Annotated in this window: 22 protein-coding genes and 2 pseudogenes; 16 read left to right on the top strand and 8 right to left on the bottom strand. The window is 58.6% G+C overall.

From position 1 onward, the window contains the following. Positions 1–125 (bottom strand): annotated as a pseudogene (locus ASB65_RS28925) (TetR family transcriptional regulator); the annotation flags it as partial. Positions 126–329: 204 nt separating this feature from the next. Here ASB65_RS28925 and ASB65_RS27475 point away from each other — a divergent pair. Then, positions 330–1,229 carry a LysR family transcriptional regulator gene (locus ASB65_RS27475; RefSeq protein WP_080868728.1) on the top strand — a complete coding sequence of 300 codons (900 nt, stop codon included), beginning with the start codon at positions 330–332 and terminating at the stop codon, positions 1,227–1,229. Here ASB65_RS27475 and ASB65_RS28275 read toward each other — a convergent pair. Next, complete coding sequence (locus tag ASB65_RS28275; RefSeq protein WP_060724652.1) at positions 1,174–1,770, bottom strand: hypothetical protein; 597 nt, start codon at positions 1,768–1,770, stop codon at positions 1,174–1,176. The two genes, ASB65_RS27475 and ASB65_RS28275, sit on opposite strands and share 56 nt — an antisense overlap. A 375-nt stretch (positions 1,771–2,145) precedes the next feature. On the opposite strand from ASB65_RS28275, the gene ASB65_RS27485 reads away from it, so the two are divergent. The 3 genes from ASB65_RS27485 to ASB65_RS16040 all read left to right on the top strand — a co-directional run bounded on the left by ASB65_RS27485 (position 2,146) and on the right by ASB65_RS16040 (position 4,700). Further along, positions 2,146–2,397: a glycine zipper family protein gene (locus ASB65_RS27485; protein WP_080868731.1), complete on the top strand. Its 252-nt coding sequence runs from the start codon at positions 2,146–2,148 to the stop codon at positions 2,395–2,397. A gap of 483 nt (positions 2,398–2,880) precedes the next feature. Beyond that, positions 2,881–3,342, top strand: a complete 462-nt coding sequence (locus ASB65_RS16035) for a DUF4126 family protein (protein ID WP_060724653.1) — start codon at positions 2,881–2,883, stop codon at positions 3,340–3,342. Further along, a complete protein-coding gene (locus tag ASB65_RS16040) occupies positions 3,339–4,700 on the top strand; it encodes an FAD-containing oxidoreductase (RefSeq protein WP_060724654.1) in 1,362 nt (453 codons plus the stop codon). Before ASB65_RS16035 ends, ASB65_RS16040 begins: the two co-directional genes overlap by 4 nt. A 421-nt stretch (positions 4,701–5,121) precedes the next feature. Here the strand turns inward: ASB65_RS16040 and ASB65_RS29240 are convergent. Beyond that, a pseudogene (locus tag ASB65_RS29240) lies at positions 5,122–5,470 on the bottom strand (DUF4142 domain-containing protein). A gap of 411 nt (positions 5,471–5,881) precedes the next feature. After that, positions 5,882–6,118, bottom strand: coding sequence for a DUF6894 family protein (locus ASB65_RS16050; RefSeq protein ID WP_060724656.1), 237 nt, complete (start codon positions 6,116–6,118; stop codon positions 5,882–5,884). A 303-nt stretch (positions 6,119–6,421) separates the two neighbouring features. Here ASB65_RS16050 and ASB65_RS16055 point away from each other — a divergent pair, with 303 nt between their 5' ends. Then, positions 6,422–6,757, top strand: a complete 336-nt coding sequence (locus ASB65_RS16055; protein ID WP_153464168.1) for a hypothetical protein — start codon at positions 6,422–6,424, stop codon at positions 6,755–6,757. Between the two features lie 162 nt (positions 6,758–6,919). Here ASB65_RS16055 and ASB65_RS16060 read toward each other — a convergent pair whose 3' ends face one another. Both ASB65_RS16060 and ASB65_RS16065 read right to left on the bottom strand, forming a co-directional pair. After that, positions 6,920–7,558 (bottom strand): SGNH/GDSL hydrolase family protein, encoded by a 639-nt coding sequence (locus ASB65_RS16060; protein WP_060724658.1) that lies wholly within the window; start codon positions 7,556–7,558, stop codon positions 6,920–6,922. Between the two features lie 48 nt (positions 7,559–7,606). After that, the gene (locus ASB65_RS16065; RefSeq protein WP_060724659.1) at positions 7,607–8,518 is read right to left on the bottom strand and encodes a 2-dehydro-3-deoxygalactonokinase; all 912 of its coding nucleotides are present in this window, start codon (positions 8,516–8,518) and stop codon (positions 7,607–7,609) included. A 115-nt stretch (positions 8,519–8,633) separates the two neighbouring features. Here ASB65_RS16065 and ASB65_RS16070 point away from each other — a divergent pair, with 115 nt between their 5' ends. From ASB65_RS16070 to ASB65_RS16110, 9 genes are all read left to right on the top strand, one after another. Beyond that, the gene (locus ASB65_RS16070) at positions 8,634–9,542 is read left to right on the top strand and encodes a dihydrodipicolinate synthase family protein (RefSeq protein WP_060724660.1); all 909 of its coding nucleotides are present in this window, start codon (positions 8,634–8,636) and stop codon (positions 9,540–9,542) included. Next, a complete protein-coding gene (locus ASB65_RS16075; protein ID WP_060724661.1) occupies positions 9,539–10,705 on the top strand; it encodes a mandelate racemase/muconate lactonizing enzyme family protein in 1,167 nt (388 codons plus the stop codon). The genes ASB65_RS16070 and ASB65_RS16075 overlap by 4 nt, the downstream gene beginning before the upstream one ends. 24 nt (positions 10,706–10,729) lie before the next feature. After that, positions 10,730–12,001, top strand: a complete 1,272-nt coding sequence (locus ASB65_RS16080) for an ABC transporter substrate-binding protein (RefSeq protein WP_060724662.1) — start codon at positions 10,730–10,732, stop codon at positions 11,999–12,001. Positions 12,002–12,069: 68 nt separating this feature from the next. Continuing rightward, positions 12,070–12,996 carry a carbohydrate ABC transporter permease gene (locus ASB65_RS16085; protein ID WP_060724663.1) on the top strand — a complete coding sequence of 309 codons (927 nt, stop codon included), beginning with the start codon at positions 12,070–12,072 and terminating at the stop codon, positions 12,994–12,996. Between the two features lie 10 nt (positions 12,997–13,006). Further along, positions 13,007–13,837: a carbohydrate ABC transporter permease gene (locus tag ASB65_RS16090; RefSeq protein WP_060724664.1), complete on the top strand. Its 831-nt coding sequence runs from the start codon at positions 13,007–13,009 to the stop codon at positions 13,835–13,837. A 2-nt stretch (positions 13,838–13,839) separates the two neighbouring features. Then, positions 13,840–14,922, top strand: a complete 1,083-nt coding sequence (locus ASB65_RS16095; protein WP_060724665.1) for an ABC transporter ATP-binding protein — start codon at positions 13,840–13,842, stop codon at positions 14,920–14,922. Further along, entirely contained in the window at positions 14,919–15,902 is a 984-nt protein-coding gene (locus ASB65_RS16100) for an NAD-dependent epimerase/dehydratase family protein (protein WP_060724666.1), read from the top strand. Before ASB65_RS16095 ends, ASB65_RS16100 begins: the two co-directional genes overlap by 4 nt. Then, complete coding sequence (locus ASB65_RS16105; RefSeq protein ID WP_060724667.1) at positions 15,899–17,581, top strand: SMP-30/gluconolactonase/LRE family protein; 1,683 nt, start codon at positions 15,899–15,901, stop codon at positions 17,579–17,581. Before ASB65_RS16100 ends, ASB65_RS16105 begins: the two co-directional genes overlap by 4 nt. Before the next feature lie 3 nt (positions 17,582–17,584). Continuing rightward, positions 17,585–18,346, top strand: a complete 762-nt coding sequence (locus ASB65_RS16110) for an SDR family NAD(P)-dependent oxidoreductase (protein WP_060724668.1) — start codon at positions 17,585–17,587, stop codon at positions 18,344–18,346. Between the two features lie 422 nt (positions 18,347–18,768). Here the strand turns inward: ASB65_RS16110 and ASB65_RS16115 are convergent, their stop codons facing one another. Next, complete coding sequence (locus tag ASB65_RS16115; RefSeq protein ID WP_060724678.1) at positions 18,769–19,743, bottom strand: threonine/serine dehydratase; 975 nt, start codon at positions 19,741–19,743, stop codon at positions 18,769–18,771. 4 nt (positions 19,744–19,747) lie between these two features. Then, a complete protein-coding gene (locus ASB65_RS16120; protein ID WP_060724669.1) occupies positions 19,748–20,737 on the bottom strand; it encodes an ornithine cyclodeaminase family protein in 990 nt (329 codons plus the stop codon). A gap of 349 nt (positions 20,738–21,086) precedes the next feature. Between ASB65_RS16120 and ASB65_RS16125 the strand changes: the two genes are divergently transcribed. Together ASB65_RS16125 and ASB65_RS16130 are read left to right on the top strand one after the other, a co-directional pair. After that, positions 21,087–22,508, top strand: a complete 1,422-nt coding sequence (locus ASB65_RS16125; RefSeq protein WP_236734567.1) for a PAS domain S-box protein — start codon at positions 21,087–21,089, stop codon at positions 22,506–22,508. 161 nt (positions 22,509–22,669) lie between these two features. Further along, a complete protein-coding gene (locus ASB65_RS16130; protein WP_236734566.1) occupies positions 22,670–23,740 on the top strand; it encodes a helix-turn-helix domain-containing protein in 1,071 nt (356 codons plus the stop codon). Positions 23,741–23,807: the final 67 nt, after the last annotated feature.

The raw sequence follows: 23,807 nt of genomic DNA on the forward strand, positions 1-23,807 counted from the left end.
AGCGCCTTCGCGTGCAATTGACGCAGCAGGGCCTCGATTTGGGCGATCATATGGGCGGGACCGGCTTCGTAATGAAGCTTGCTTAATGACTTTTGGTTCGGAGTGTCGGCCATGACCATGGCTTCGAAACGTCAAACGGCGTCTGTATCAACCGAAACAGAAAGTCCTACCTAAGAAATGAGTTGAGTGAGGGTTCGAGGTCGAACAAGTTGAAAGGGTCTGAGGCGAAACCCAATAGCTTAACGGCGAGCGGCGAACGAATTGATAACTTGACAATATTGCGCAGCCCATGTTGCAGTAGCCGCATTTACTGGGGTGTGGAGTTGCTAATGGCGGAACCTGAATCTGTTGAGATCCTGGACTTGATCTCCTTTATTCGGGTAGTCGAAACTGGTAGTATCGCAGGTGCGGCTAGCCGTTTAGGGATCGCTAAATCGATCGTCAGTCGCCGCGTCAGTCGCTTGGAGAATTTTCTAGGTGCAACGCTCCTCACACGTTCCCAAAAGGGAACAACCCTCACAGATGTTGGCCGTGAGTATCATGTACGAGTAGCTTCCGGGTTGGCCGAATTAGAGTCCGCGCAGGAGATGGTTGTAAGGTCGACGACTGAGGCATCTGGTCAGGTTAGAGTCTCGGTTCCCGTGGCTTTTGGAGAGTTCTGTCTCGCTCCGCTGCTGGCAGAGTTCGCCCTCCTCCATCCACGGATTCATTTCGATGTCCGCTTTGAAGACCGTCAGCCGGATCTTGTCGCCGAGGCGTATGACTTGGCGGTAAGGATCGGAAGCATCCCTGATTCCGTGCTGATTACGAGAAAACTTGCAAAGGTCCGTTGGGCTGTCGTTGCCAGTCCATCCTATCTGGAAGCCAGAGGGCGCCCCTCGAAGCCCGCTGAACTGGCTGCGCACAACGCCATACTTTACTCCTTCGATTCGGTAAGCTGGCGTTTTCATGGCCCCGACGGATGGGAACAAGTTCGCGTGAACTCGCAGTTTCGCACAGACAATGGTCAAATGATGCTTGCCGCCGCGCGCGGCGGACTTGGTATTGTAGTACTGCCCCTCTTCATGATTCAAGAGTCGCTTGCCCGAGGTGATCTCGAAGTCGTAGTCCCCGGCTATAGTCACGCAGGAGCAGACTTGCACATATTGATGCCGCCAGCGCGCGCAGGCATCGCTAGAGTGCGCGCGCTGGTGAACTTCCTGTATGAGAAATTCGAACGTGAGGTGTGATGACTGCCGCTGGTCGAGCTGAATGGATGACGTCCGCCGCCTTCAGGGAAAACACGGTGCGTTGCCCGACCGGCAGACGCAGTTCGTTCGCTGTTTCGAAAGCAGCAATGCCGGAGGCCGGCGGATAGCGAATGCGCCACCAGAAGCGCTCACCGATTACTTCGATCGTCGCTTCCGCTGCCGTGGATCGGGACAACCAGGGCCGGATACCTGGCATCAGCCAGACGGTGTAGGTCAACAGGGCGAAGAGAATGACGACCGGAAAAGCCACCCCGCCCCAAGCAATCAGGCGCCCCGCGTTTTCCTTCGACCACGGTTGAGCACGGCGACGTTCAGCGAGGAGGAGCAGGCCGGCGACAAAAATCCAGAGCAGCGCGCCGCCGATGACCATGACAAGGAACAGCTGAAAGATCGCCTCGGCTTCATCCCCTGCCGGCGCCAGGGCAGACTGTCTGCCGGAGCAACCCGAAAGGATCGTCAGGGCGATGATCCAAGCTGGGGCAAGAACCGTGTTTCCGGGCTGTTCGCGATCATATGGCATGACAGGCGCTCTCATCGGTCAGCGAGACAGGAGCAAGCGGCTCGTTTCCACAGCGCAATGTTGCCGCCGCGGGTGACGGATGAGCCGCTGCGGCATCACACGGTTTTCTCTCTTCTGTTTGAAATGGTCTAACTTCCATCATCAAGCGAGGTTCCTGAGGCTCGCTTCCCTCCCAAAGGATGACAAAGGCTCTGATTCTGCATCTCTGCCATCTGGAAGAGCTGCCCGATGCGTTGAAACGGCCTTGTCAGGAACTTTAGGCGCCGGAGCTGGTTCGATGATTTCAGCGTGACGATCCGGTCAGGCTCGGTTCGTCGCAGTGATGCGACAGGCCGAAGAAATCTCTGCCAGGAGCAGACTGTAACGGAGGTTCAAATGAACAAGTTTCTCATCGTCGGATGTGTAGGACTGTGTCTGACAGCATGCACATCGACAGAAAAGGGTGCCGGGATAGGCGCTGCAACAGGCGCCGTCGTTGGCGGTGTAGCCACCGGCAATGTTCGCGGTGCCGCGGTTGGTGCCGCCGTTGGTGGCGTATCCGGCGCCTTGATCGGAAACGTGGCAGGACAGCCCGGCCGTTGTTATTATCGTGATACGGAGGGAAACCGCTACGTTGACCGATGCTGAGCTTTCCAGACTTCATCGCTGAACATGCCCGATCGCCGGCGGTGACGCCACGTCATCCCCACGGTCATGCGCCGTCTCGTATGACCGTTGACCGGTGGCGCTCGGCCTCCTGCCGATTGACATGATCGGAAGGCGAATAGGGCAGGGGTGAAGATGGCCCATTATCACCTTATGCTCTATCAAATGATCATGTGAAACAGGGTCGATCATCATATTTGAGGGGCCAGAATGACCCCTGCACGAAGAAGGGACGGCGCCTGCGCCACGCAGCGCCGCTGTCGACCAAAGGGCCCAGACATGGTACGCTCAAAGACCTACCGGGCCCTGGGCCACGGCATGTTGACAATCAATCGGGCATGATCAGCGCTGACATACGGCCTTCCTCCAGAGCTGACGCCTCCAAACGTGCTACGATATTCTGTCATCTGTCCGACGACCAGACACCGCCGCACGGTCTTGATTTGCACAACTCAGGGGACCTGCATGCTCATTCTTCTCTCAATTCTGATAGGAATCGTCGCCGGTCTACGCGCCATGACCGCTCCCGCCGCAGTTGCCTGGGGCGCTTATCTCGGATGGTTCGACATCTCTCAAAGCAGCCTCTCCTTCATGGGTTCGCTCTGGGCTGTGACGATTCTTACCGGGCTTGCCATCGTCGAGCTCATCACCGACCAGCTTCCCAGCACGCCTTCACGCAAACTGCCCACGCAGTTAGGAGCACGCATCGCGACGGGCGCTCTCAGCGGTGCGACGATCGCCGCAACTGACGGCATGGTGGTGGTTGGCTTCCTCGGGGGTATCATCGGCGCTACAGTTGGAACCTTTGGCGGTGCGGCTGGTCGCGCCTATCTCGCTAACCGGTTCGGCCGTGACCTCCCCGCCGCCCTGGTAGAAGATTTCGTCGCCATCGCACTCGCACTGCTCACCGCGGCGGCCGTGTCATGAGAGAGTACGACGCGATCTTCATCGGGGCAGGACAGGCCGGACCGTTCCTCGCCGCCCGCATGGCCGCGATGGGCCGCAAGGTAGTCCTGATCGAACGGAAATTTCTTGGCGGAACCTGCGTAAACGCCGGGTGCATGCCGACAAAGGCGCTGGTTGCCAGTGCCAAGGCCGCCGAGGTCGCACGGCGCGCATCGGAATTCGGCGTCAAGATTGGTGGCGAGCCGATCATGGACATGTCAACCGTGGCAGCCCGCGCCAGGAAGGTGACCCTTGACGCGAGAAGCGGTCTGGCGGCGTGGTTCGACAGCCTCGAGACGATGGATGTGGTCTATGGCCACGCCAAATTCGTCGCCGCGAAGGCGGTGTCCGTGGAAGGGAAACATTACACCGCCCCGCAAATCTTTATCAATGTCGGCGCGCGGCCGCATATCCCCGATGTTCCGGGCCTCACCGACGTGCCTTATCTTACTAGCACTTCGATGATCGCACTCGAGGCATTGCCGAAGCATCTGGTCATTCTCGGTGGCAGTTATATTGGATTGGAATTCGCCCAGATGTATCGGCGCTTCGGCGCGAAGGTCACTGTCGTCGAGCGCGGGCAGCATCTGGCGGCTCGGGAGGACACGGATATCTCGCAAGCCATCGCAGGCATCCTGACCAGGGATGGCATCAGCGTTCTTCGGGGCCACAATTTGCTGTCCGTCGCCAGAGACGGCGCAGACGTGGTCGTGCGGACTGATCAGGGCGAAGTTCGTGGCAGCCATGTCCTAGTCGCCGTCGGGCGCCAGCCGAATACCGGCGATCTGGGGCTCGATCTTGCAGGCGTTGAGACCGATCGGCGCGGCTTCATCACGGTGGATGAGCGTCTGCAGACGACTGTCGACGGTGTTTGGGCACTTGGCGACTGCAATGGGCGAGGAGCCTTCACCCACACATCCTACAATGATTTCGAGATCGTAGCGGCGAACCTCCTCGACGGCGGCGACCGCAAGGTGACTGACCGCATTCCCAGCTATGGCCTTTACATCGATCCACCGCTGGGACGTGTTGGCATGACGGAGCGCCAGGCGAAGGAGGCCGGACACAGGATCAAGGTCTCGACCCGTCCCATGAGCCGTGTCGGCCGCGCCATCGAGAAGGGCGAGACGCTCGGCCTCCTGAAACTCGTCGCCGATGCCGACACCGACCAGGTGCTCGGCGCCGCCTTTCTCGGGGTCGGTGGTGACGAGGCGGTCTACGGTGTTCTCGACGCCATGAACCTCGGGGCCACAACCGAAAAACTCAGATGGGCCGTACCGATCCATCCGACCGTCGGCGAATTGGTGCCGACACTGATTAGCGATCTCAAACAAGCCTGACGTTCAGTATTGAAACCGCCCGCTCCACCATTCCCACCAAGGCTTCGCCTCTGCCAGCTTTGATGATCTTATGCGGGTCAATATGCAGATGGAGATCCGTTATGTGCTACAAAAGGTGAAGCGGACCAGCGGCGGGCCATTGACCAAGCTATCAGCTCGTCAGCACCCCTGGCCGAACGACACGATGTCGGACGTGCGGGTTATGGTGCGCTTTATCGGTTGGCAGAGGACAACTTTCGGCTGGACGTGGCCTTTCGCGGCTGCCCGAGCGCTTCTGACGGCTATCGCCGAGAGACGTGACCTGTCGCGGTATGTCCTCCGCTGCTGCCGCCCCGCCGAACCCGGCGATAGGTCCGGTGGGGGCTTTGGTCATCGGAAATCAACCATGTCCCCACCACTTCTTGCAGGGATGTCTTGCCTGTCATTTTTCTTGGTCCTCGGCGACTTTGAGGTGATGCTGAAGGGCCGGAAGGGTTTTGGCAGCCCACGATTTCAGTGCCGGGTTTTCTCCGCCCTCGGAGTAACGCTTGAAAAGGTCGACGGCGTCTTCATGGACCGAGACCTGATCTTCCTTGTATTGTTCGACGAATTCCGCGCTCTCCAGCTTTTTCAGGTTATCGAGCATCGTGGTGCGCGGAGCTGGTCGTGGCGCCCAGCGTCGCTTTCACCTGACCGCTTTCAATGAGTTGCTTCAACTCGGTGCTGGTCTTTTGGTGGTCCGTGATCATCTGCTGTGCAAAGGGCTTGATGGCCTCGTTGCCGCGCGCCAGGGCGAGCTTACTGTCAAAAACTTCTTCATATTTTTCTCTTGAGTTTGACGGGTCCTAACTGCAGGCAGGTCAAGATGTTCCTGCAACGCGTATAGAGCGAATAATCAAAAAGAACCGAAATACGTGGTAATCTCAGCGAAGGACGAAGACAGACCGCCAAACGGATAAGGTCTACAAGGTTGGCAAGCCAGTTATCGCCACTGCCCATCGCCTGTCGACCATCTTCAGCATGGACCGTATCATAATTCTCGATTGTGATCGCGTGATCGAGGGAGGTCTGCTGAAGGAACTTATTGAAAAAATGGAATTTTCTCGAAGCTGCGATGGCAGCAGGCGAAGGGATTCATTCCTGACGACATCGTTTGACGCGACCTTGCCTGGACATAGACATTCAGAAGAGGACACCCTTGCTCACTCAAACCGTACAACGGATCTCAGCGGGATTTTTGCGATCAGGACGCCGTCGCCTCTGACAACCTCGAACACGGCGCCATCTACAACTTCATTCTTGAGAATCTTCTCTGCCAGCATTTCGCGAGCGGCTTGCGTAGCCTCGACACAGGCTCGCTCGTCGTTTGAAAGTATTGCACCTTCCCCATCCACAGAGAGGCCTTCTGCGTCTCGGAAGTGGAAGTAATACCGTGGCATTGGGTACTTTCCCGTTTTTTATGAATTTTATTCAACCACCTCCCAGGATGTTGGTTCCGTCAAAAATTACGAAAATAATGGTACCCCTGAAAGCCCGATCAGGATTTCATCGGGAACCGCTGGGCCGCAGCGCGGTTCTGCTGCGGGGATATAGACAGCCATTGTATTTTGCTGGCCTTTCAATCCGGAAGCTGAGCGCGTAGCGCAAGGGTCGATGTCGACTGCTGGTTGCGTGGGGTGCCGCAGGCGCGATGACAAATCGAGGACATTCTTGTGCTACGCGTTTTTAGGGGCAAGAGGCTGATGGTTGTAGAGCAGCGGGCGCTGTTGACGGCAAGATGTCGCGTGCAGATCATTGCCGCTGGAGCAACTATTGTGGGCCCTGTCTCTTCTGTTAGCCAGGTCTCGCAGACATTGGAAGCCGGTGAGGTCGATGCCGCAATCATCGATGCCGAAGTCGATGAAGAAACCATGATGCACCTGGCCATGCTTCTCGACGCGATGAAGGTGCCTTTTGTTTTTGCTTCCGTCCAGAGGGGGGATTCGGCTGGCTACGTCTTGAGTGACGACATGAAGCAACTTCGAAAAATAGCCGATGCGCTCTTTGGTCGGCCTGGTCCGTCGTCCACTCTTCACTGATCATTATTCGGATCGTTGACGCGTGTGTCTCCAACTGATGGGGGCCATCAAGGCCTTGTACGCCAAATTCGCGCAGCACCACCCGCCTCATTGTCGAAAAAAGCTCGATATCGATGGGAGATGTGTCGTCGATTGCCGGAGACACCGTTGTCGCCACCCCGTTTAGACGTCAGCCTCACAGGGTTCCTTCAAAGCGGCCTTGAGAGCTTGTGCCCAGATCGCATAACCTGCCGGATTGAGATGAACGAGGTCGGGTTGATAATAGCGGAACATAGGCAGCCCGTTTTCACCAAGAAGATCCCCGTTAAGATCCAGCCAGACCGCCATTGATCGCTTTTCACCCCAGTCCTTTGCCAACCGGTTGAAACGCTCGAACTCGTCGCGATAGATCCAACGAGCTGGACTGGGTTTGATCGCAAGAATGTGCAAGCGCGTTTGTGGCAGAGCTTGTGAAATTCGACCGGTTAGTGTCTGGAGATGTCGAAACGCTGTTTCGGCCGTTTGACCTTCACTGGCAATGTCGTTCTCACCGAAATATATGAGCGTTCGTCGCGGTTTCAGGGGTACGAGAAGCTGGTCCATGTAATGCATGGCAGACAGGAGGGTGCCGCCACCAAAACCCAGGTTGACGACATTCAGCGAGTTTATATCCTCGGCAAGCGAACTCCACATCCGGAAAGACGAGGAGCCGTAGAAGGCAATGGGATCCGCGGGCAAGCCAAGGCGTTGCAGCCGCCCCAGGATGGCGACAACATCGCTATCATAGCGGTTCGTGCCTATGTTTGCTGGAAATTGGTACATGTCGCCTCCTTTAATCCTGGACGGATTTCAGTCCAGGACTTCAGATTCTCAGGAAAGCGCGTGATGCAGAACAGCAATCGCGCCTCTGGTCAGATCATCTTCCGCACCCATGGATGTCTTCAGATCAAAGATCTCCGCCGCCTGCCTGTAAAGGTCGTTCAGACCATCGTTGCCGATGATTGTCGCTTCACCACCCTCCACGAACCAGCCTGCATCCCGCGCCTGGCGAAACTCCTGTCCAATCACCAGCCCGCGGACGAATGAGCGCAATTGATCAGCTGACAGCTTGCCGGCGAGGATACCCGTCCGCGCCGAAAACAGCAGAGACGACATGGCGACGGATTGCTTCGCCTCGTTAAGTCCCCAAAGATAGGCGTCCCCATCGCCCACAGGAGGCTGGGTCGAGCCTCTGGCGATAAAAGAGTGATTGATCAGCAGATTGAAGATTTCACCGGTGACAAACGTCTGGAAGCCGTCGATTTTCCCTGCTTTGACCCGTGCCCATTTGCTGTGCGTTCCAGGAATGATGACGGTAATGTCTTCATCAAGGCCATGGCCGACGATCTGGGTTTCTTCTCCCCGCATGACATCCGGAAAGGGTCTCCTGAGAGTATCCTGAAGGCCGGGCAAAAATACGAGGTCCGACCCGTTCGGAAGCGTTCTCCTGAGCGTGCCTGCGGCCAATCGCTCCGGTCCCGCCGGGCAGGGAACGTAAGCAACCTCCACCCAGCCGTTGCGGCTGGTGATCATGCCGAGTGCGGCGACGGGCAAGGCCCCGTAGCAAGAGAACCAGGGCGCGAGTGCAGCCATGAGCGCAGCCTCGTGTTCACCCTCGCCAAGGCTCGAAATGCCGTCGTCGGTTTCAAGATGATCGAGTTCTTCGCCGCCCTCACCGACAAGCGCCGCGCGAAGTGATGTCGTTCCCCAATCAACGATGATCGATGTCGCCGGTGCTGCCATGTCGTGAGCCTCCTCATTCATTTCGTCTTGGGGCTTGTCATAGGATGCGAGTCTATGTAGTGTCAATTAGTGAATTCAAGGTATCACATTGTGGTACTAAAATGGGAGGGAAATGATGGTGGCTGACCTCAAGGGGATTTTCCCTGTTCTGCCCACGCCGTTTCTGGCGGATGGCGGCATTGACGAAGCAGGCATGAGGCGCCTGGTAGCCTTCGCGCTCAGCAGGGGGGTAGACGGCGTCGTATTTCCCGGCTTCGCCAGCGAGGTGGAGGCCCTGGATGCCGCCGAGCGCGCAACGCTGCTGCAGACCGTCGTGGATGCGGTGACCGGTCGGGTGCCGGTCGTGGCGGGTGCCAGTGCGGCCGACTGGCGTGAGGTGATCGAGCACGGGCGGGCGGCATTGGCGCTCGGCATCCGCCACCTGATGGTGCAGCCGCCCAAATCTGTCGGCACCGATGCGCCGGCGCTGATCGAATTCCTAGGTCGGATCGTCGAGGCGCTGCCCGAGGTTGAAATCATCCTGCAGAATGCGCCTGCGCCGCGCGGCTCTGACCTTTCGCCGCAGGCGATCGTGGATATCGTGCGAGCCTTGCCGCAGGTGACCTACGTCAAGGAAGAAACGCTTCCTGCCGGCCCGGCCATCAGCCATATCATCGCCCATGCGCCTTCGACCCTGAAGGGCGTCATCGGCGGTGGCGGCGCCCGTTACATTCTTGACGAATATGCTCGTGGTGCGACGGCGGCCATGCCTGCGCTGGAAATCGTCGAGGAACATGTGGCCATCGACCGGGCGCTTGGTGCCGGACGGCAGGACGAGGCCCGCAGGATCTATGTCCGAACCTTGCCGCTTCTGGTGCTGCAGGCGGTCTATCGCATGCGGCTGACCAAATATGTGCTCGCCCGCCGCGGCGTGATCGAAGGTATCGGCGTGCGTGCGCCGACTCCTGAACTCGATGCGGCAGCCATTGCCGATATCGACGCCAATCTGGTCGAACTCGGCCTCGTGGCTCCGGAGGCCGCATGAACAGCCCCATCGCAACCGTCGAGGTCTTCACACTGACCCAGCCGCGCAAGGTTCCATATCTTGGTGCGCTCCGGGAAGGTGAGGTGGTCAATCCCAACGGCTATATCGTGCGTAAGGGCAATCGCACGGTCTACCCCACGTTCGACCGCAGCGTGCTCGTGCGCATGACGACCGAGGCCGGCACCGTTGGCTGGGGTGAGACCTATGGCATCGTCGCCCCCGGCGCGGTCGCCGCCCTCATCAATGATCTTCTTGCCGGCTTCGTGGTCGGTCGCGACGCGTCCGATCCTTCGGCAATCTATGACGATCTTTACGACATGATGCGGGTGCGCGGTTATACCGGCGGCTTTTACGTCGATGCGCTCGCCGCGCTCGATATAGGGCTCTGGGATATTGCCGGGCAGGAAGCCGGAAAATCGGTTCGCGACCTTCTCGGCGGCGGGGTAGATACGTTTCCGGCCTATGTTTCCGGCCTGCCTGAAAAAACGCTGAAGGCGCGCGGGGAACTGGCAAAATACTGGCAGGATCGCGGTTTCAACGCTTTCAAATTCGCAACGCCGGTGGCTGATGACGGCCCGGCGGCGGAAATTGCCAATCTCCGCCAGGTGCTTGGCCCGCAGGCGAAGATCGCCGCCGACATGCACTGGAACCAGACGCCGGAACGGGCGCTGGAACTGATTGCCGAAATGAAGCCCTTCGATCCGTGGTTCGCCGAGGCCCCTGTCTGGACGGAGGATATTGCCGGGCTGGAGAAGGTTTCGAAGAATACCGACGTACCGATTGCCGTTGGCGAGGAATGGCGCACCCATTGGGATATGCGCGCCCGCATCGAACGCTGCCGCATCGCAATCGTGCAGCCGGAAATGGGCCATAAGGGCATCACCAATTTCATCCGCATCGGCGCTCTTGCCGCCGAGCACGGCATTGACGTGATCCCGCATGCCACCGTTGGCGCCGGCATCTTCCTTGCCGCCAGCCTGCAGGCATCATCAACATTACCAATGCTGAAGGGGCACGAATTCCAGCACTCGATCTTCGAGCCGAACCGCCGCCTGCTGGAGGGCGACATGGATTGCCGCCAAGGCAGATATCACCTGCCGTCGGGACCGGGACTTGGGGTAAGACCGTCGGAGGCGGCACTCGGTCTGATTGAACGTATCTGATTTGGTTTTTTGGAGGAGGAAACCATGACCAAAAGAATAAAAAAGCTGGCGCTGGGCACCGCGACCGCCGTTTTGATGACGATGGGCGCTGTTGCGCCCGCCATGGCCGATACCGTGCTGAAATTCATTTCCTGGCAGACTGACGATGCCGGAACGGGCGAATGGTGGCATTCCGCCATCGCCGCCTTCGAGAAACAGCATCCGGGGGTGAAGATCGAATTCACCAAGGCGGAGCGCAGTTCCTACGCGGATACGATGACCACGCTTTTCGCCGCCAACCAGCCGCCGCAGATCGTGCATCTGGCGTCCTTCGAATTCCAGATGTTTGCCGATAGCGGCTGGCTGGAACCGCTCGACCCGTGGCTGAAGAAGGATGGCATCGACATGACGGGCTGGGCCGGCCAGCAGAAATGCGAATGGAACGGCGAAACCGTCTGCATCATGACCAACTATTTCGGTTTCGTCATGGCCTACAACAAGAAGATTTTGGAAGAGGCGGGCGTCGCGGTTCCGAAGTCCTATGACGAGTTTCTGGCGGCCGCAAAAGCCACGACCAAGGATCTGAACGGCGATGGCATTATCGACCAGTTCGGCACCGGCCATGAAACCAAGGGCGGCCCGGGGCAATATCTGACGGAGATGCTGAACTACATTCTCGACGCCGGCGCCTACTGGACTGACAAGGACGGCAACATTACCATCGATACGCCGCAGATGGTTGAAGGTTTGACCCGATGGAAAACCGTGATGAAGAGCGGCATCAGCCCGGTGGACATGAGCGCCAGCGACGTGCGCAAGCTGTTTGCCGATGGCAAGATGGCCATGCGGCTCGATGGACCGTGGCTTTATGGCACGACCGAAAAGGGTTCGGCCAAGAGTGACATCGTTTATGTCGCGCCGCCGCTTCATCCGCCGCTTGGCGGCTCGTCCAACGTGCTGGCCATGCCGGCCGATATTCCCGACGACCAGAAGGCATTGGTCTGGGATTTCATCAAGCTGACGATGACGCCGGAATTCCAGCGCAGTTACGCCACCCTAGGCGGCAACACCCCGCCAAGCCCGAAGGCGGATGTCTCGGGTGTTGAAAAGACCATCCCGCATTTTCCGGTGCTGATCGAAACGATGAAGGCCGCGTCTGAAGCCGGTATCGACCGCATTCCGACCGGGCTTGAGCTCTTCTACAACGAGTTCAGCAAGATGGTGATGGAAGAAAGCCAGCGGATGATCATTCAGGATCTCGATCCGGCAGAGGTGGCGAAAACCATGCAGACAAAGGCCGAAGCCATCAAGGGTTGATCCCGTTGTCTTGCCATGGCCCGCAAAGGGCTGTGGCCCATCATCCGCATCCGGCAGGAGGACCATCCATGACCGAACCCGTTCGGGCTGGGCGTCGCAAGTTCTTCGATCTTGCGCGCCCCAGCCGGCAACATCTCCTCGGCTATATCCTGATCGCGCCCGCGGTCCTGATGGTAGCCGCCATCATCGTCTGGCCGCTCGTTCTGGCCATCGACCTGTCGTTCCAGCAGGTCAAGATACCCCGGCTCGGCGGTGCCAGCCGGCCGTTTTCGCTGAGCAACTACACCTGGCTGTTCTCGTCGCCGGAATTCTGGCTGGCCTGCTGGGTAACACTGAAGCTGGTCATCATCGTTACCGCCGGCAGCGTCGCGGTTGGCCTCAGCACGGCCCTTCTCGCCAATAACCGTTTCAAGGGCCGCACCGTCGCGCGACTGGGAATGGCGCTGCCCTGGGCGGTGCCGGAAATCATCGCGGTCGTCATCTTCGCATGGATGTTCGACACGTCCTTCGGCCTGTTCGGCTGGCTGGCGATCAAGCTCGGCTTTACCGACCAGATGATTCCGTGGGTCAGCAGTTCCACGGCCGCCTTCTGGGCAGTGGCGATCACTATGGTGTGGAAGGGCTTTCCTTTCGTCTCGATCATGTGTCTGGCCGGCCTGCAGTCCATTCCCGCTGATTATTACGCGGCCGCCAAGGTGGATGGCGCAAGTGTCTGGCAGCGTTTTCGCTGGATCACCATGCCGCTTTTAATGCCGGTGCTGGGTGTGACACTGGTGCTGACATTGCTGTGGGTATTCCGCGACTTTTCCATCATCAAGGTTCTGACCGGCGGTGGGCCGCTGCGTTCAACCCAGACGCTGTCGATCATGACCTACGACCAGGCCTTCCAGTATCACAATTTCGGCCGCGCCGCCGCCGTCGGCGTGCTGACGCTGGTGATCTGCGTCGTCGCGAGCCTGCTGATGCTCGGCCGGCGTTCGAAATCGATCTATTGAGGAGGCTTTGATGAAACGGACACTTTTACAGAGCCTTGCCCTTTACGCGACTGTGATCTTCACGCTGGTGATGATCCTGTTCCCGGTCTACTGGCTGCTGGTCACAGCACTTTCCACCACCGATGAGCTGTACCGCCTGCCGCCGACCTTCTGGCCGGACGATCCGCAGTGGGACATCTTCGCCCGGGTCTGGGCGGCAAAACCGATCCTGTTGTGGCTCTGGAATTCTATGCTGGCGGCTATCGGTTCGGTGGCGCTGTCGATGCTGGTCTCGGTCAGCGCCGGTTATGCGCTGTCGCGTTATTCCATGAGGGGTGGCTCGACCATGGGTCTCTTCGTCCTGACGGCGAAGATGCTGCCCGCGACGTTGCTCGTCATTCCGCTGTTTTCGATCTTTTCCAGCTTCGGCCTGATCGGCAGCCTGTGGACGCTGGTTCTGGCGCATTCGACAATGATCATTCCTTTCGCCACATGGATGCTGAAAGGCTATTTTGACACCATTCCGAAGGAACTGGAACAGGCTGCCATGGTCGATGGCTGCTCGCCGATCGGCGCGATGGTGCGCGTCGTGCTTCCCATCGCCACACCGGGGCTTGCCGCCACCGCACTTTATGCCTTCGTGCTCAGCTGGGCAGACTATGCCTATGCGCGCACCTTTCTCGTCAACTCGCCGGACAACTGGACGGCCAATCTCGGCATCACCACGATGCAGGGCGAATATGTCACCTACTGGAACGACATTTCCGCCGCATCCGTGTTCATCGCGCTGCCGATCATCGCAATCTACCTGTTCCTGGAACGTTATTTGGTCGGCGGCCTCACCGCTGGCGCGGAGAAATAAGCATGGCCAATATTTCCATTCGCAACGTCAGCAAGTCCTATGGCGCGCTCAACGTGCTCAGGCCCTTTTCGCTTGAGATCGAGAACGGCGAGTTCGTGGTGCTGGTCGGGCCTTCCGGCTGCGGCAAGTCGACAATGCTGAAAATCCTTGCCGGTCTCGAACCGGCAAGCGAAGGCCAGATCTTTATCGGCGACCACGAAGTGACGGATCTGGCGCCGGGCGACCGCGACATCGCCATGGTGTTCCAGAACTATGCGCTTTATCCCCACCTCACCGTTCGCCAGAATATCGGCTTCGGCCTGAAGATGCGCGGCACGGACAAGGCCGAGATCGACCGCCGGGTTGACGACGCGGCGCGCATTCTGGAAGTGACACCCTACCTCGATCGCAAGCCCAAGGATCTCTCGGGCGGCCAGCGGCAGCGCGTCGCACTCGGCCGCGCCATCGTGCGCCAGCCGCAGGCCTTCCTGATGGACGAACCGCTGTCCAACCTCGATGCCAAGCTGCGCGTCCACATGCGTGCGGAAATCGGCGCATTGCACAAGCGCATCGGTGTCACCACTGTTTATGTGACCCATGATCAGGTCGAAGCGATGACAATGGCGGACCGCGTCGTCATCATGCAGGGCGGCATCATCCAGCAGATCGCTGCACCGGACGAGCTTTTCAACAATCCGGCCAATCTTTTCGTTGCCGGTTTCATCGGCTCGCCGGGCATGAATTTCCTCAATGCGGAACTGCGTGACGGCACTGTTACCCTGTTTGGGCAACAGGTTTCCCTGCCGGGCGCCGTCGGCCGCCAGGGCAGCGTGATCGTCGGTCTGCGGCCGGAACATCTCGTTCTGGGCGATGCGCCGGTCACCTTCGATGTCCGCCCGACGCTGGTGGAAAGCCTGGGATCGGAAAAATACGTCTATTTCGATGCGGAAGGCGCAAGGGTCGCGGATGGCGAGGAGGGCAAGTCCAAGGGGCTGATCGCGCGCGTTTCGCATACCGGCAACCTTCCCGGTGATGAGGCGCTTCGGCTCGGTTTCGACCCGACCCAGCTTTATCTCTTCGATGCAAAGACCGGAGCACGGCTATGATCCTCGTCACCGGATCGGCAGGCCGTGTCGGCCGTGCCGTTGTCGCCGACTTGCGCACGCAGGGCCGCGCCGTTCGCGGTTTTGATCTCAGGCCATCAGGAACCGGCGGCGAGGAGGTCGTCGGGTCTCTGGAGGATGCGCAGGCACTGTCCGACGCCATCAAGGGCGTGAGCGCCGTCCTGCATCTGGGCGCCTTCATGTCATGGGCTCCGGCGGATCGCGACCGCATGTTTGCCGTCAATGTCGAGGGCACGCGCCGGATTCTGGATGCGGCTTCAGCGGCTGGCGTGCGGCGGTTCGTCTTCGCCTCCTCGGGGGAGGTTTATCCGGGAAACCGTCCGGGATTCCTGCCGGTCACCGGGGACCATCCGCTTTGCCCCAATTCGCCGTATGGTCTGACCAAGCTTCTGGGCGAAGAGCTGGTGCGCTTTCACCAGCGAAGCGGCACCATGGAAACTGTGATCCTGCGGTTTTCGCATACGCAGGATGCGGCGGAACTGCTGGATGAGGAGAGTTTCTTTTCAGGTCCCCGGTTTTTCCTGCGGCCGCGCATGCGCCAGCAGCAGAAGTTCGGAAACACTGCGATCGCCGAATTGCTCCAGTCCCGCGATATCGGTGAGCCGTCACACATTCTGGCGCGCAATGAAAACGGCCGGCCGTTCCGTATGCATATAACTGATACGCGCGACATGGTGGCGGGCATTCTGCTCGCTCTCGATCACCCCGAGGCGGCGGGTGGCACCTTCAATCTGGGTGCCGATGAACCGGCCGATTTCGCCGTGCTTCTGCCGACGATTGCGGCGCTGACCGGCCTGCCCATCGTGACAGTCGATTTTCCCGGCGACGGCGTTTATTACCATACGTCCAACGAGCGGATCAGAAACACTTTGGGGTTTGAAGCAGAATGGACGATGGACCGGATGCTGGACGACGCGGCGGCCGCAAGGCGGCAGCGACTCGCGCAGGAGCAGAGGCGATGAAACCGGAGACGCCGGGCGGCACGGCGGCGCTGGCCAAGGGGCTGACCCTGCTCGATATGGTTGCCGATGCGCCGGAACCGCTACGTTTTGCCGAGCTGCTGCGCGCCTCCGGTCTGCCGAAGCCGACTTTTGCGCGCATCCTGCGTACCCTCATTGCTTATGGTCTCGTCCGTCAGGATGAGGCCCGCGGCACCTATGTTCTGGGCCAGCGCTTCCTGGAAATGTCCCACAAAGTCTGGGAGAGCTTCGATCTCGTCTCGGCGGCGACGCCGGAGCTGGAGCGACTGGCCGCCGAACTGGGGGAAACGGTTGCGCTCTGCCGGCTCGACGGTATCATGACGCAATATCTCGCCGAGCGTTCTCCTAACGGACTTTCCGTGCGTGTGGAGGTGGGGCGCCGCGTTCCCCTGCATTGCACGGCACCGGGCAAGGCGCTGCTCGCCTTTCAGGACCCGGCCGTGGGCCGCTCCCTGCTCGATCGCCTGACACTCGATCAGCAGACGCCCAAGACCGTCACGACCATTGAAGGGTTGCAGGCCGATCTGACCCTGACACGGGCGCGGGGTTATTCCGTTTCCTACGAGGAGCATCTGCCCGGAGTAAACTCGGTTGCCGCTCCTGTAATGGGCCGCGACAATACGCCGATGGGCGTGCTCGTCGCGCTCGGCCCGTCGTCGCGCCTTGATGCTTCCAATATTCACCCCGCCGGGCGCGAACTGATTGCCGCTGCCCGCCGGATTACCGGTGCCGCCGGTGCCGTCGCGATCAGCTCGCGGCCACGTCCGCGCTCGGCAACGGGCCGCCCCGGTGCGGAACTCAGCTGCATTCTGCCATGGGGTGCGCAGCTCGGGGAAAGCCCGGTCTGGCACGAGGGGGAAAACGTGCTTTACTGGGTGGATATCCTGCATCCGGCGGTGCACCGCTTCGATCCCGCTACTGGCCGCAACGAAACCTGCGAGACCGGCAAGCTGGTCAGCGCCGTCATTCCGGTCACCGGAGGACGGCTGCTGGTCGCATCTCAGGACGGCGTCGAATGGCTGGACTTCGCCTCGGGCCGGCTGACACCCTTTGTCAGCCCGGAGGCGGGCATTGGCGATAACCGCTTGAACGATGCCAAATGCGGGCCAGACGGTGCCATCTGGGTTGGGTCGATGCGAATCGATGCTTCCAAGCCCACCGGCGCGCTTTATCGGATCAATGCCGAAGGGGTATTCGAACGCAAGGAAGGGGGCATCATCGTCTCCAACGGTCTCGGCTGGAGCCGCGATGGCAGGACCTTTTATTTCGTCGATACGGTCCCGGGTCTCATCCATGCCTATGATTGTGATCCGGCGACGGGCACCCTGTCGCAACGCCGCGAATTTGCACGTATTCCCGTAGCCGACGGCCGTCCAGATGGCCTCTGCGTGGATGCGGAAGGCGGGGTCTGGTGTGCGATCTGGGACGGCTGGTGCGTGCGCCGCTATCTTCCGGACGGCAAGCTGGATCAGGTGATCGAGATGCCGGTGCCGCGCCCTTCCAGTGTTGCCTTTGGCGGGCCGGACCTGTCGACGCTCTTCATCACCAGCGCCCGCACGCGCCTGCCGGCATCCACGCTCGCCGACGCGCCGCTCTCCGGCGGCCTGTTTTCATGCCGCCCGGGGGTTGCCGGTGCACACATCGCGTTGTTTGAAGGATAAAGGATGCGTCTCGAAAACATATTCGGCTTGAAGGGCCGTACAGCGCTGGTCACCGGCTCCAGTCGTGGCATAGGTGCCGCCATTGCCGAGGGTTTGGCTGGCGCTGGTGCACATGTCATCCTGCATGGCGTAGGGCCGGGTGCTGCCGCAGCCGTGCAGCACCGGATCGTCGCAAGTGGCGGCACAGCGCAGGACCTGGCGGGCGATCTTTCCGAGCCCGGTGCCGGCCGCGACCTCATCGAACGGGCGGAGGCGGTCGCACCGGTCGATATTCTTGTCATCAATGCCAGCGCGCAGATCAATGCCGTGCTGTCGGAACTGACGCCGGATGATCTGGCGTTTCAGCTGGCGGTCAATCTGGGCTCGACGGTGGATATGTTGCAATCGGTGCTGCCGCGCATGGCGGCGCGAAAATGGGGTAGGGTGGTTTCCATCGGCTCGGTCAATCAACTGCGGCCCAAAGGCATCGTCACCGCCTATGCCGCGACCAAGGCTGCGCAGCACAACCTGATTCAAAGTCAGGCGCGAGACTTCGCTCGGGATAATGTGCTGCTAAACACACTTGCTCCCGGCCTTATCGATACGGACCGAAACGCCCACCGTCGCAACGAGGATCCGGAAGCCTGGAATCAATACATAAAAACACTGAACTGGATGGGGCGAGCGGGGCAACCCGAGGAAATGGTCGGGGCAGCCTTGTTCCTCGCGTCCGACGCTTGTAGCTTCATGACGGGTGAGACGATCTTTCTAACAGGTGGCTATTGAGTGGCCTCGTAATGGAAGACATGCACGTCGGTTCCCAACGAAAAGTCGCCAAGGCAGGTTATGGTGCAATCACCGTCGTGCGGGATGGCGGCATCAAGTACGAGCGGCGACGGCGAGAATTGGGGATAAAAGATCATTAATTCGGTCGATCTCGAGGTTTTGTAGCGTGGGAACAGATGGAATGATTGGCGCTCTACCCACCCGACCATCGTACAAGAGGTGTCATTCCATGTTCACATCTTTGGCCTCGTCAGTCAGGCTGTCGACTGATGCGCTTTTTCAGACGTGGAAATTCTCTTGGGCAGCCAGGCAGTTGGAAGGTGGCCACCTGCCAAACTCACGCTCAAGCAAGGCTGATGGGATGCGTTTCCCATCTACCTTGGCGCGCGCTGATTCCTTTGCGTTTTGTTTTCGATAGCCGCCTATAATCCTTCGGCGCCGTATATTTTTGCGAGGTCGCCAAGGTCCCAGTTTCCACCGGACAATACCACGCAAACTTTTTCATCCGGTTTAACATCCACTGCTGCGGCCAGCAGCGCTCCGACCCCAATGGCCGCAGCCGGTTCGGCAATCAGTTTCGCATCCCTGGCAAGAGCGCACATTCCGGCGACGATATGATCATCGTTAACCAGAATAATCTCATCGACATATTTTTCGATGATCGGATAGGGATTTTGACCCGGTACACTTATTCTCAGGCCGTCCGCGATAGTGTCCTTTAGGGGGAGCGTCGTCCGTTTTTTATTTAATCGGCTATGAAAATACTTTGGCGTGAGACCCGGCTCCGCGCCGATAATGCGCACCGATGGCTTGGTTTCCTTTATGGCGGTAGCGATACCGGAAATCAGCCCCCCGCCACCTACCGGAACGATAACCGTGTCGACATCCTCCAGATCCTGTAATATCTCGCATCCGATCGTCCCTTGACCAGCCATCACGATGGGGTCTTCAAAGGCGTGAACGGGGGCATAGTTGTTTTCCGCGGCTATTTCATAAACCTTTTTCCATCTCGCCGCGGTGTCGCCATCAAAAAGGATCACCTCTGCTCCAAGGGCTTTTGTATTCTCGATCTTGATTTCAGGTGCGGTGACCGGCAGGACCAGTACTGCTTTAACGCCCAGCATTCTGGCGGCATAGGCCAGCCCCTGCGCGTGGTTGCCCGAGGATGTCGCAATGATGCCGTTTGCAATTTCTGCCCTTGGAAGCGAGAGCACCTTGTTCAGAGCGCCCCGGATTTTGAACGCTCCGGTAATCTGCAAAGTTTCCGGTTTAAGATAGAGTTGGCAGCCAACGGTTTTGCTGATTTTATCGGCGTGGACAAGGGGCGTATGCCTGATGTGTGGTCTCAGCCGTTCCCGGGCGTCTTGGATATCTTGGATAGTGGGGCAATTCTGCATCATATCACTCGAAGAAACGGAAGGAGGTGCCAACGCCATTGGCTATGGCGCTCTGGTAAATTTTACTGGCCGTCGTATTGTCCTGTATCGCCATGCCTGTTGAGTCGAAAATCGTAATCTCGTCATCGCTCTCGCGTCCCGGTTTTCTTCCCAAAAGCACATCGCCGATTTCACCATGAATGTCGGCTTGGGTAATGACCTTCTTATCCAGTGGGTGCCAAGTCTCACCTTTTTCCGTGCATTGCGACAAGGAGTCGACGATAATTTTCGCGTTCCTGAAGAGTTCTGGATCTAGTTCCTGTTTGCCGCGCTGATCCGTGCCAATTGCTACGATATGGGTGCCGGGTTTCACCCAGTCCGCCTTCACAGGCTCGCCTTTACCACTGGTCGCCGTAATCAGGATATCTGCCTGTTGCACCGCCTCCTGCTTGGAGCGCGTTATGATGACGGGAATGCCGAATTCACGTTCGATATCCATTTTGTATTTGGAAAGCATTTCGGGAGTGCGGCTCCAGGCGTAGATTTCGTCGATTTCCACAATTTCGCAGATCGCCCGGATTTGCATCCGTGCCTGGTTGCCGGTGCCGATCGAGGTGATCTTCCGGGCATTTTTTCTTGCTAGCGCTTTTACGGAGACCGCTCCAGCTGCCCCCGTTCTGAGACCAGTGACCAGGCTGCCGTCCATGATGCAGATCAATGCGCCGCTCCTTGCATCGAACAAGAGGATGGCACCCATACTGTTTGGCACGCCATGGTCCGCCGGATTGTTGGTAAACCCTCCGGAATGCGCCTTCATTGAGATGATTTCGGCGGGTTTGTAGTATCCGAGTTTGAAGTCTATTTCGCCACGCTGGGATGGGAGGTGGATTCCTATGTATGCGGGTTGCTCCACCTTATCGCTGCTGAAGGCCCTGTAAGCTTCCTCGACCGCGCTAATGACATTTTTCATATTGATGAGTTGCGCTACCTCATCTTTTTTGAGGAGCAAAGTCATGCGGTACCTCGTTTTTGGAGCAGGTTGGCGTATCAATCTGCGCCACAATAACTACAGGTGGGAAAATTAGTCGCCGCATTCGTGGCATCGCCGAGCATATTGTTTTGCTGACTGAGGCTTTTCGGAAGAGAGTGCCGGGAGGGCGACTGGTCCGGTATTGCTGCAGCACAATATGGCTGAGGCATCCTCTAAACCGGGACAATCGCGGCAAAACTCACACCACTTCAACGACATCACTGTTGCCATGGCCTACTCTGCAAGCTAGCTTCGATGCTCAACAATAGGGTTTCGACGAGAGCCAAGCGATATACCGGCCCGAGGATCAACACGAGCAAATCAGAGGTATCAGGTGCGCGAACACAGTCGCGATGATGACAATCGAGTGTTTGCTTCCAATGCCGCACGTGCGTCGGTGAGCGGGATCCTGACGTCGCGCGACTTTCTGCGGGTTATGCCGATTGCAGCTTATCTCACCGATGAGGCCGGCACCCTCATATTCTACAATGATCTGGCTGCCGACATATGGTGTCTCAAGCCGCGTTTAAGGGAAGTCAGATACTGCGGATCCCTTAGGCTCTATACGCCAGATGGCACGCCATTGCCTCATGCAGATAGCCCGATGGCGATGGCCCTGCGGGAAAAGCGAGCGGTGCGAGATCATCATTTGCTGGTGGAGCGCCCCGACGGAAGCCGGCTTCCCGTCCGTGCGTTCGCAGCTCCGATATTCAATAGCGGCGGGGTTCTCTCCGGAGGGGTCAACCTGCTCATCGAAGAGCCCGACGGTTCATTCGCCGACGAGATCACACAACGCATGAGGGCCATAATCCAGTCCTCCGACGATGCAATTCTGGCAAAAGATCTAAGCGGCATCATCACCGACTGGAATCGCGGCGCTGAACAGTTGTTTGGTTATACCGCAGAAGAAGCCGTGGGCCGTTCGGTCACGATGCTGATCCCTCCGGATCGAGCCGATGAAGAACCCGCCATTCTTGCGCGTCTCCGGCGCGGCGAAAAGATTGATCACTACGAAACGGTCCGCCAGCGGAAGGACGGCACATTTGTCGATATCTCCTTGTCTGTATCGCCGATCAGAAACCGCACGGGTCACGTCATAGGTGCATCCAAGATTGCGCGCGACATCACGGAGCGCCGCCGTGCTGAAGAACAACAGCATCTGCTGATCCAGGAAATGAACCACAGGGTAAAGAACCTTTTCACCGTGGCGAGCAGCATCGTTTCGCTGAGTGCAAGAACGACAAAAACGTCGTCCGAGCTCGCAGCCGCGGTTCGAGAGAGGCTCAGCGCTCTATCGCGGGCACATATGCTGACAGTTTCGCCGACGTCCCTCGAATCTGATCGCCTTGCGCAGGCGACAACACTTCATTCCCTGCTCGAAACGATCCTCGCCCCATATGATCAGGGGGCGGGTTCTCACGTGACCATTCGTGGTCCGGATATTGGCATTACAGGCGGTTCTCTGACGAGTTTTGCGCTTCTGCTACACGAGTTCGCAACCAACGCAGCAAAATACGGTGCCTTGTCAACCGAACAGGGTCGCGTTGAAATTACCTGTGAAAGCGACGACGAGCTGTTCACCCTCACCTGGGCCGAGAAAGGCGGGCCGCCGGTCAAGCGAAGATCCGACGGGGAAGGTTTCGGCACAATTCTCGGCCGCGCAACCATTGGCAGCCAGTTGGGCGGAGAAATTCATCGTGACTGGAAACCTGACGGCCTGGTCATCCGGCTAACCGCTGCACGTGACCGTCTCTAGACTCACCGCGAATACGGGCGCGTAAGTCGCATCCGAATTGCTTGACGATCACCGCGCGACGTGACGGGCCTCCGGCCGCGACAGGTGTCGTTGTTGACTAGCGATACGCCTCTCTGTGTTGAAGTCGGCTCACCGCCTTGCTGACAGCAGCAAGAGGCTGCATGCATATCAGGCCTCAAAATCCGACCAAAGAGGATGACATGACGAGCGGTGCGATGAGAATTGACCCACCCACGCTTTTATTCAAAACGGATACGCGCGGCGCCTCTCTCAAAAAGGCTCTCGCCTTCTGGGAGGAATCGGCGGGTTCGCTGTATGATTTCAAGCTCGCCGAACCCAACGGCTTTTACACCCGACATCTTACCTTTCGTCTCGGCAACCTCCTGCTCACCCATTGCGAGAGTGTTGGCCAGACGCTCAGCCGGTCCAGCTATCGGATCGCTGCGGACGGGTACGAACATTTCGAAGTGCAGTTCTTCCTCAGTGGATGGTGGCGACGACAGGACGGTCGTGCGGAAGCCGAGGCGGCGCCCGGAGATTTGATCGTTCATGATACAGCCCAGGCCCACGCCGGATCTGCGAGCGATTTTTCCAATATAACTCTCTTTGTCCCTCGTCCGATGCTGGCACGGTTGCTAAACCATCCCGACGAGCAGAACATGAAGGTTCTCGCAGCGCATCAGCCCATGGTGGTACTGCTTCGCAAACACATCGACAGTATCTTTCACGCACTTCCATTGCTGGATGAAAATCAGGCCGCAGCATTGGTTCAGCCGACGATCGAGCTCGTCGCTGCCACTCTCAATGGGGTGCCCAGAGAGGATTCGGCCAAGGGCATCGTTCATGTGCAGCGTGAGGAAATCCGCCGCCATATCCATGCGAAGCTGCTGAATCCGGAACTGTCGCCTGCCGGAATTGCGGTAGCCTTCGGTATATCGATACGCAAACTGACCTACCTCTTTTCCCACGAAGGCGGCGTGGCTTCCTATATTTTGAAACAGCGGCTGGAAATGGCACGCAAGGCGCTTCGCAATCCAGCGCACAGCTCCAGATCCATCGCCGATATTGGGCTGGAACACGGGTTCGTATACGCGCATAATTTTACGCGCGCGTTTCAGCGCGTTTACGGAATAAGCCCGCGCGAGATGCGCACCCTTGCGCAGAAAAGCGCGCTGGCGAGTCAGGGAAAACCACGAACCTGGTTCGATCACGCCTCGCGATGGGGTCGATGACCGCGCTCCACCTGCTGTCCGTTTTGCGTTTTATGATTGTTTTACCGGGTACCGTTTGCGCACGGGG

The sequence above is a fragment of the Agrobacterium tumefaciens str. B6 genome (assembly GCF_001541315.1).
Taxonomy (GTDB): Bacteria; Pseudomonadota; Alphaproteobacteria; order Rhizobiales; family Rhizobiaceae; genus Agrobacterium; species Agrobacterium radiobacter.

What these genes read in the sequence shown, in the direction of transcription:
- ASB65_RS27475 (WP_080868728.1), top strand. Translation starts at nt 330, where the DNA reads ATGGCGGAACCTGAATCTGTTGAGATCCTGGACTTGATCTCCTTTATT.
- ASB65_RS28275 (WP_060724652.1), bottom strand. Translation starts at nt 1,770, where the DNA reads ATGCCATATGATCGCGAACAGCCCGGAAACACGGTTCTTGCCCCAGCT.
- ASB65_RS27485 (WP_080868731.1), top strand. Translation starts at nt 2,146, where the DNA reads ATGAACAAGTTTCTCATCGTCGGATGTGTAGGACTGTGTCTGACAGCA.
- ASB65_RS16035 (WP_060724653.1), top strand. Translation starts at nt 2,881, where the DNA reads ATGCTCATTCTTCTCTCAATTCTGATAGGAATCGTCGCCGGTCTACGC.
- ASB65_RS16040 (WP_060724654.1), top strand. Translation starts at nt 3,339, where the DNA reads ATGAGAGAGTACGACGCGATCTTCATCGGGGCAGGACAGGCCGGACCG.
- ASB65_RS16050 (WP_060724656.1), bottom strand. Translation starts at nt 6,118, where the DNA reads ATGCCACGGTATTACTTCCACTTCCGAGACGCAGAAGGCCTCTCTGTG.
- ASB65_RS16055 (WP_153464168.1), top strand. Translation starts at nt 6,422, where the DNA reads ATGGTTGTAGAGCAGCGGGCGCTGTTGACGGCAAGATGTCGCGTGCAG.
- ASB65_RS16060 (WP_060724658.1), bottom strand. Translation starts at nt 7,558, where the DNA reads ATGTACCAATTTCCAGCAAACATAGGCACGAACCGCTATGATAGCGAT.
- ASB65_RS16065 (WP_060724659.1), bottom strand. Translation starts at nt 8,518, where the DNA reads ATGGCAGCACCGGCGACATCGATCATCGTTGATTGGGGAACGACATCA.
- ASB65_RS16070 (WP_060724660.1), top strand. Translation starts at nt 8,634, where the DNA reads ATGGTGGCTGACCTCAAGGGGATTTTCCCTGTTCTGCCCACGCCGTTT.
- ASB65_RS16075 (WP_060724661.1), top strand. Translation starts at nt 9,539, where the DNA reads ATGAACAGCCCCATCGCAACCGTCGAGGTCTTCACACTGACCCAGCCG.
- ASB65_RS16080 (WP_060724662.1), top strand. Translation starts at nt 10,730, where the DNA reads ATGACCAAAAGAATAAAAAAGCTGGCGCTGGGCACCGCGACCGCCGTT.
- ASB65_RS16085 (WP_060724663.1), top strand. Translation starts at nt 12,070, where the DNA reads ATGACCGAACCCGTTCGGGCTGGGCGTCGCAAGTTCTTCGATCTTGCG.
- ASB65_RS16090 (WP_060724664.1), top strand. Translation starts at nt 13,007, where the DNA reads ATGAAACGGACACTTTTACAGAGCCTTGCCCTTTACGCGACTGTGATC.
- ASB65_RS16095 (WP_060724665.1), top strand. Translation starts at nt 13,840, where the DNA reads ATGGCCAATATTTCCATTCGCAACGTCAGCAAGTCCTATGGCGCGCTC.
- ASB65_RS16100 (WP_060724666.1), top strand. Translation starts at nt 14,919, where the DNA reads ATGATCCTCGTCACCGGATCGGCAGGCCGTGTCGGCCGTGCCGTTGTC.
- ASB65_RS16105 (WP_060724667.1), top strand. Translation starts at nt 15,899, where the DNA reads ATGAAACCGGAGACGCCGGGCGGCACGGCGGCGCTGGCCAAGGGGCTG.
- ASB65_RS16110 (WP_060724668.1), top strand. Translation starts at nt 17,585, where the DNA reads ATGCGTCTCGAAAACATATTCGGCTTGAAGGGCCGTACAGCGCTGGTC.
- ASB65_RS16115 (WP_060724678.1), bottom strand. Translation starts at nt 19,743, where the DNA reads ATGCAGAATTGCCCCACTATCCAAGATATCCAAGACGCCCGGGAACGG.
- ASB65_RS16120 (WP_060724669.1), bottom strand. Translation starts at nt 20,737, where the DNA reads ATGACTTTGCTCCTCAAAAAAGATGAGGTAGCGCAACTCATCAATATG.
- ASB65_RS16130 (WP_236734566.1), top strand. Translation starts at nt 22,670, where the DNA reads ATGCATATCAGGCCTCAAAATCCGACCAAAGAGGATGACATGACGAGC.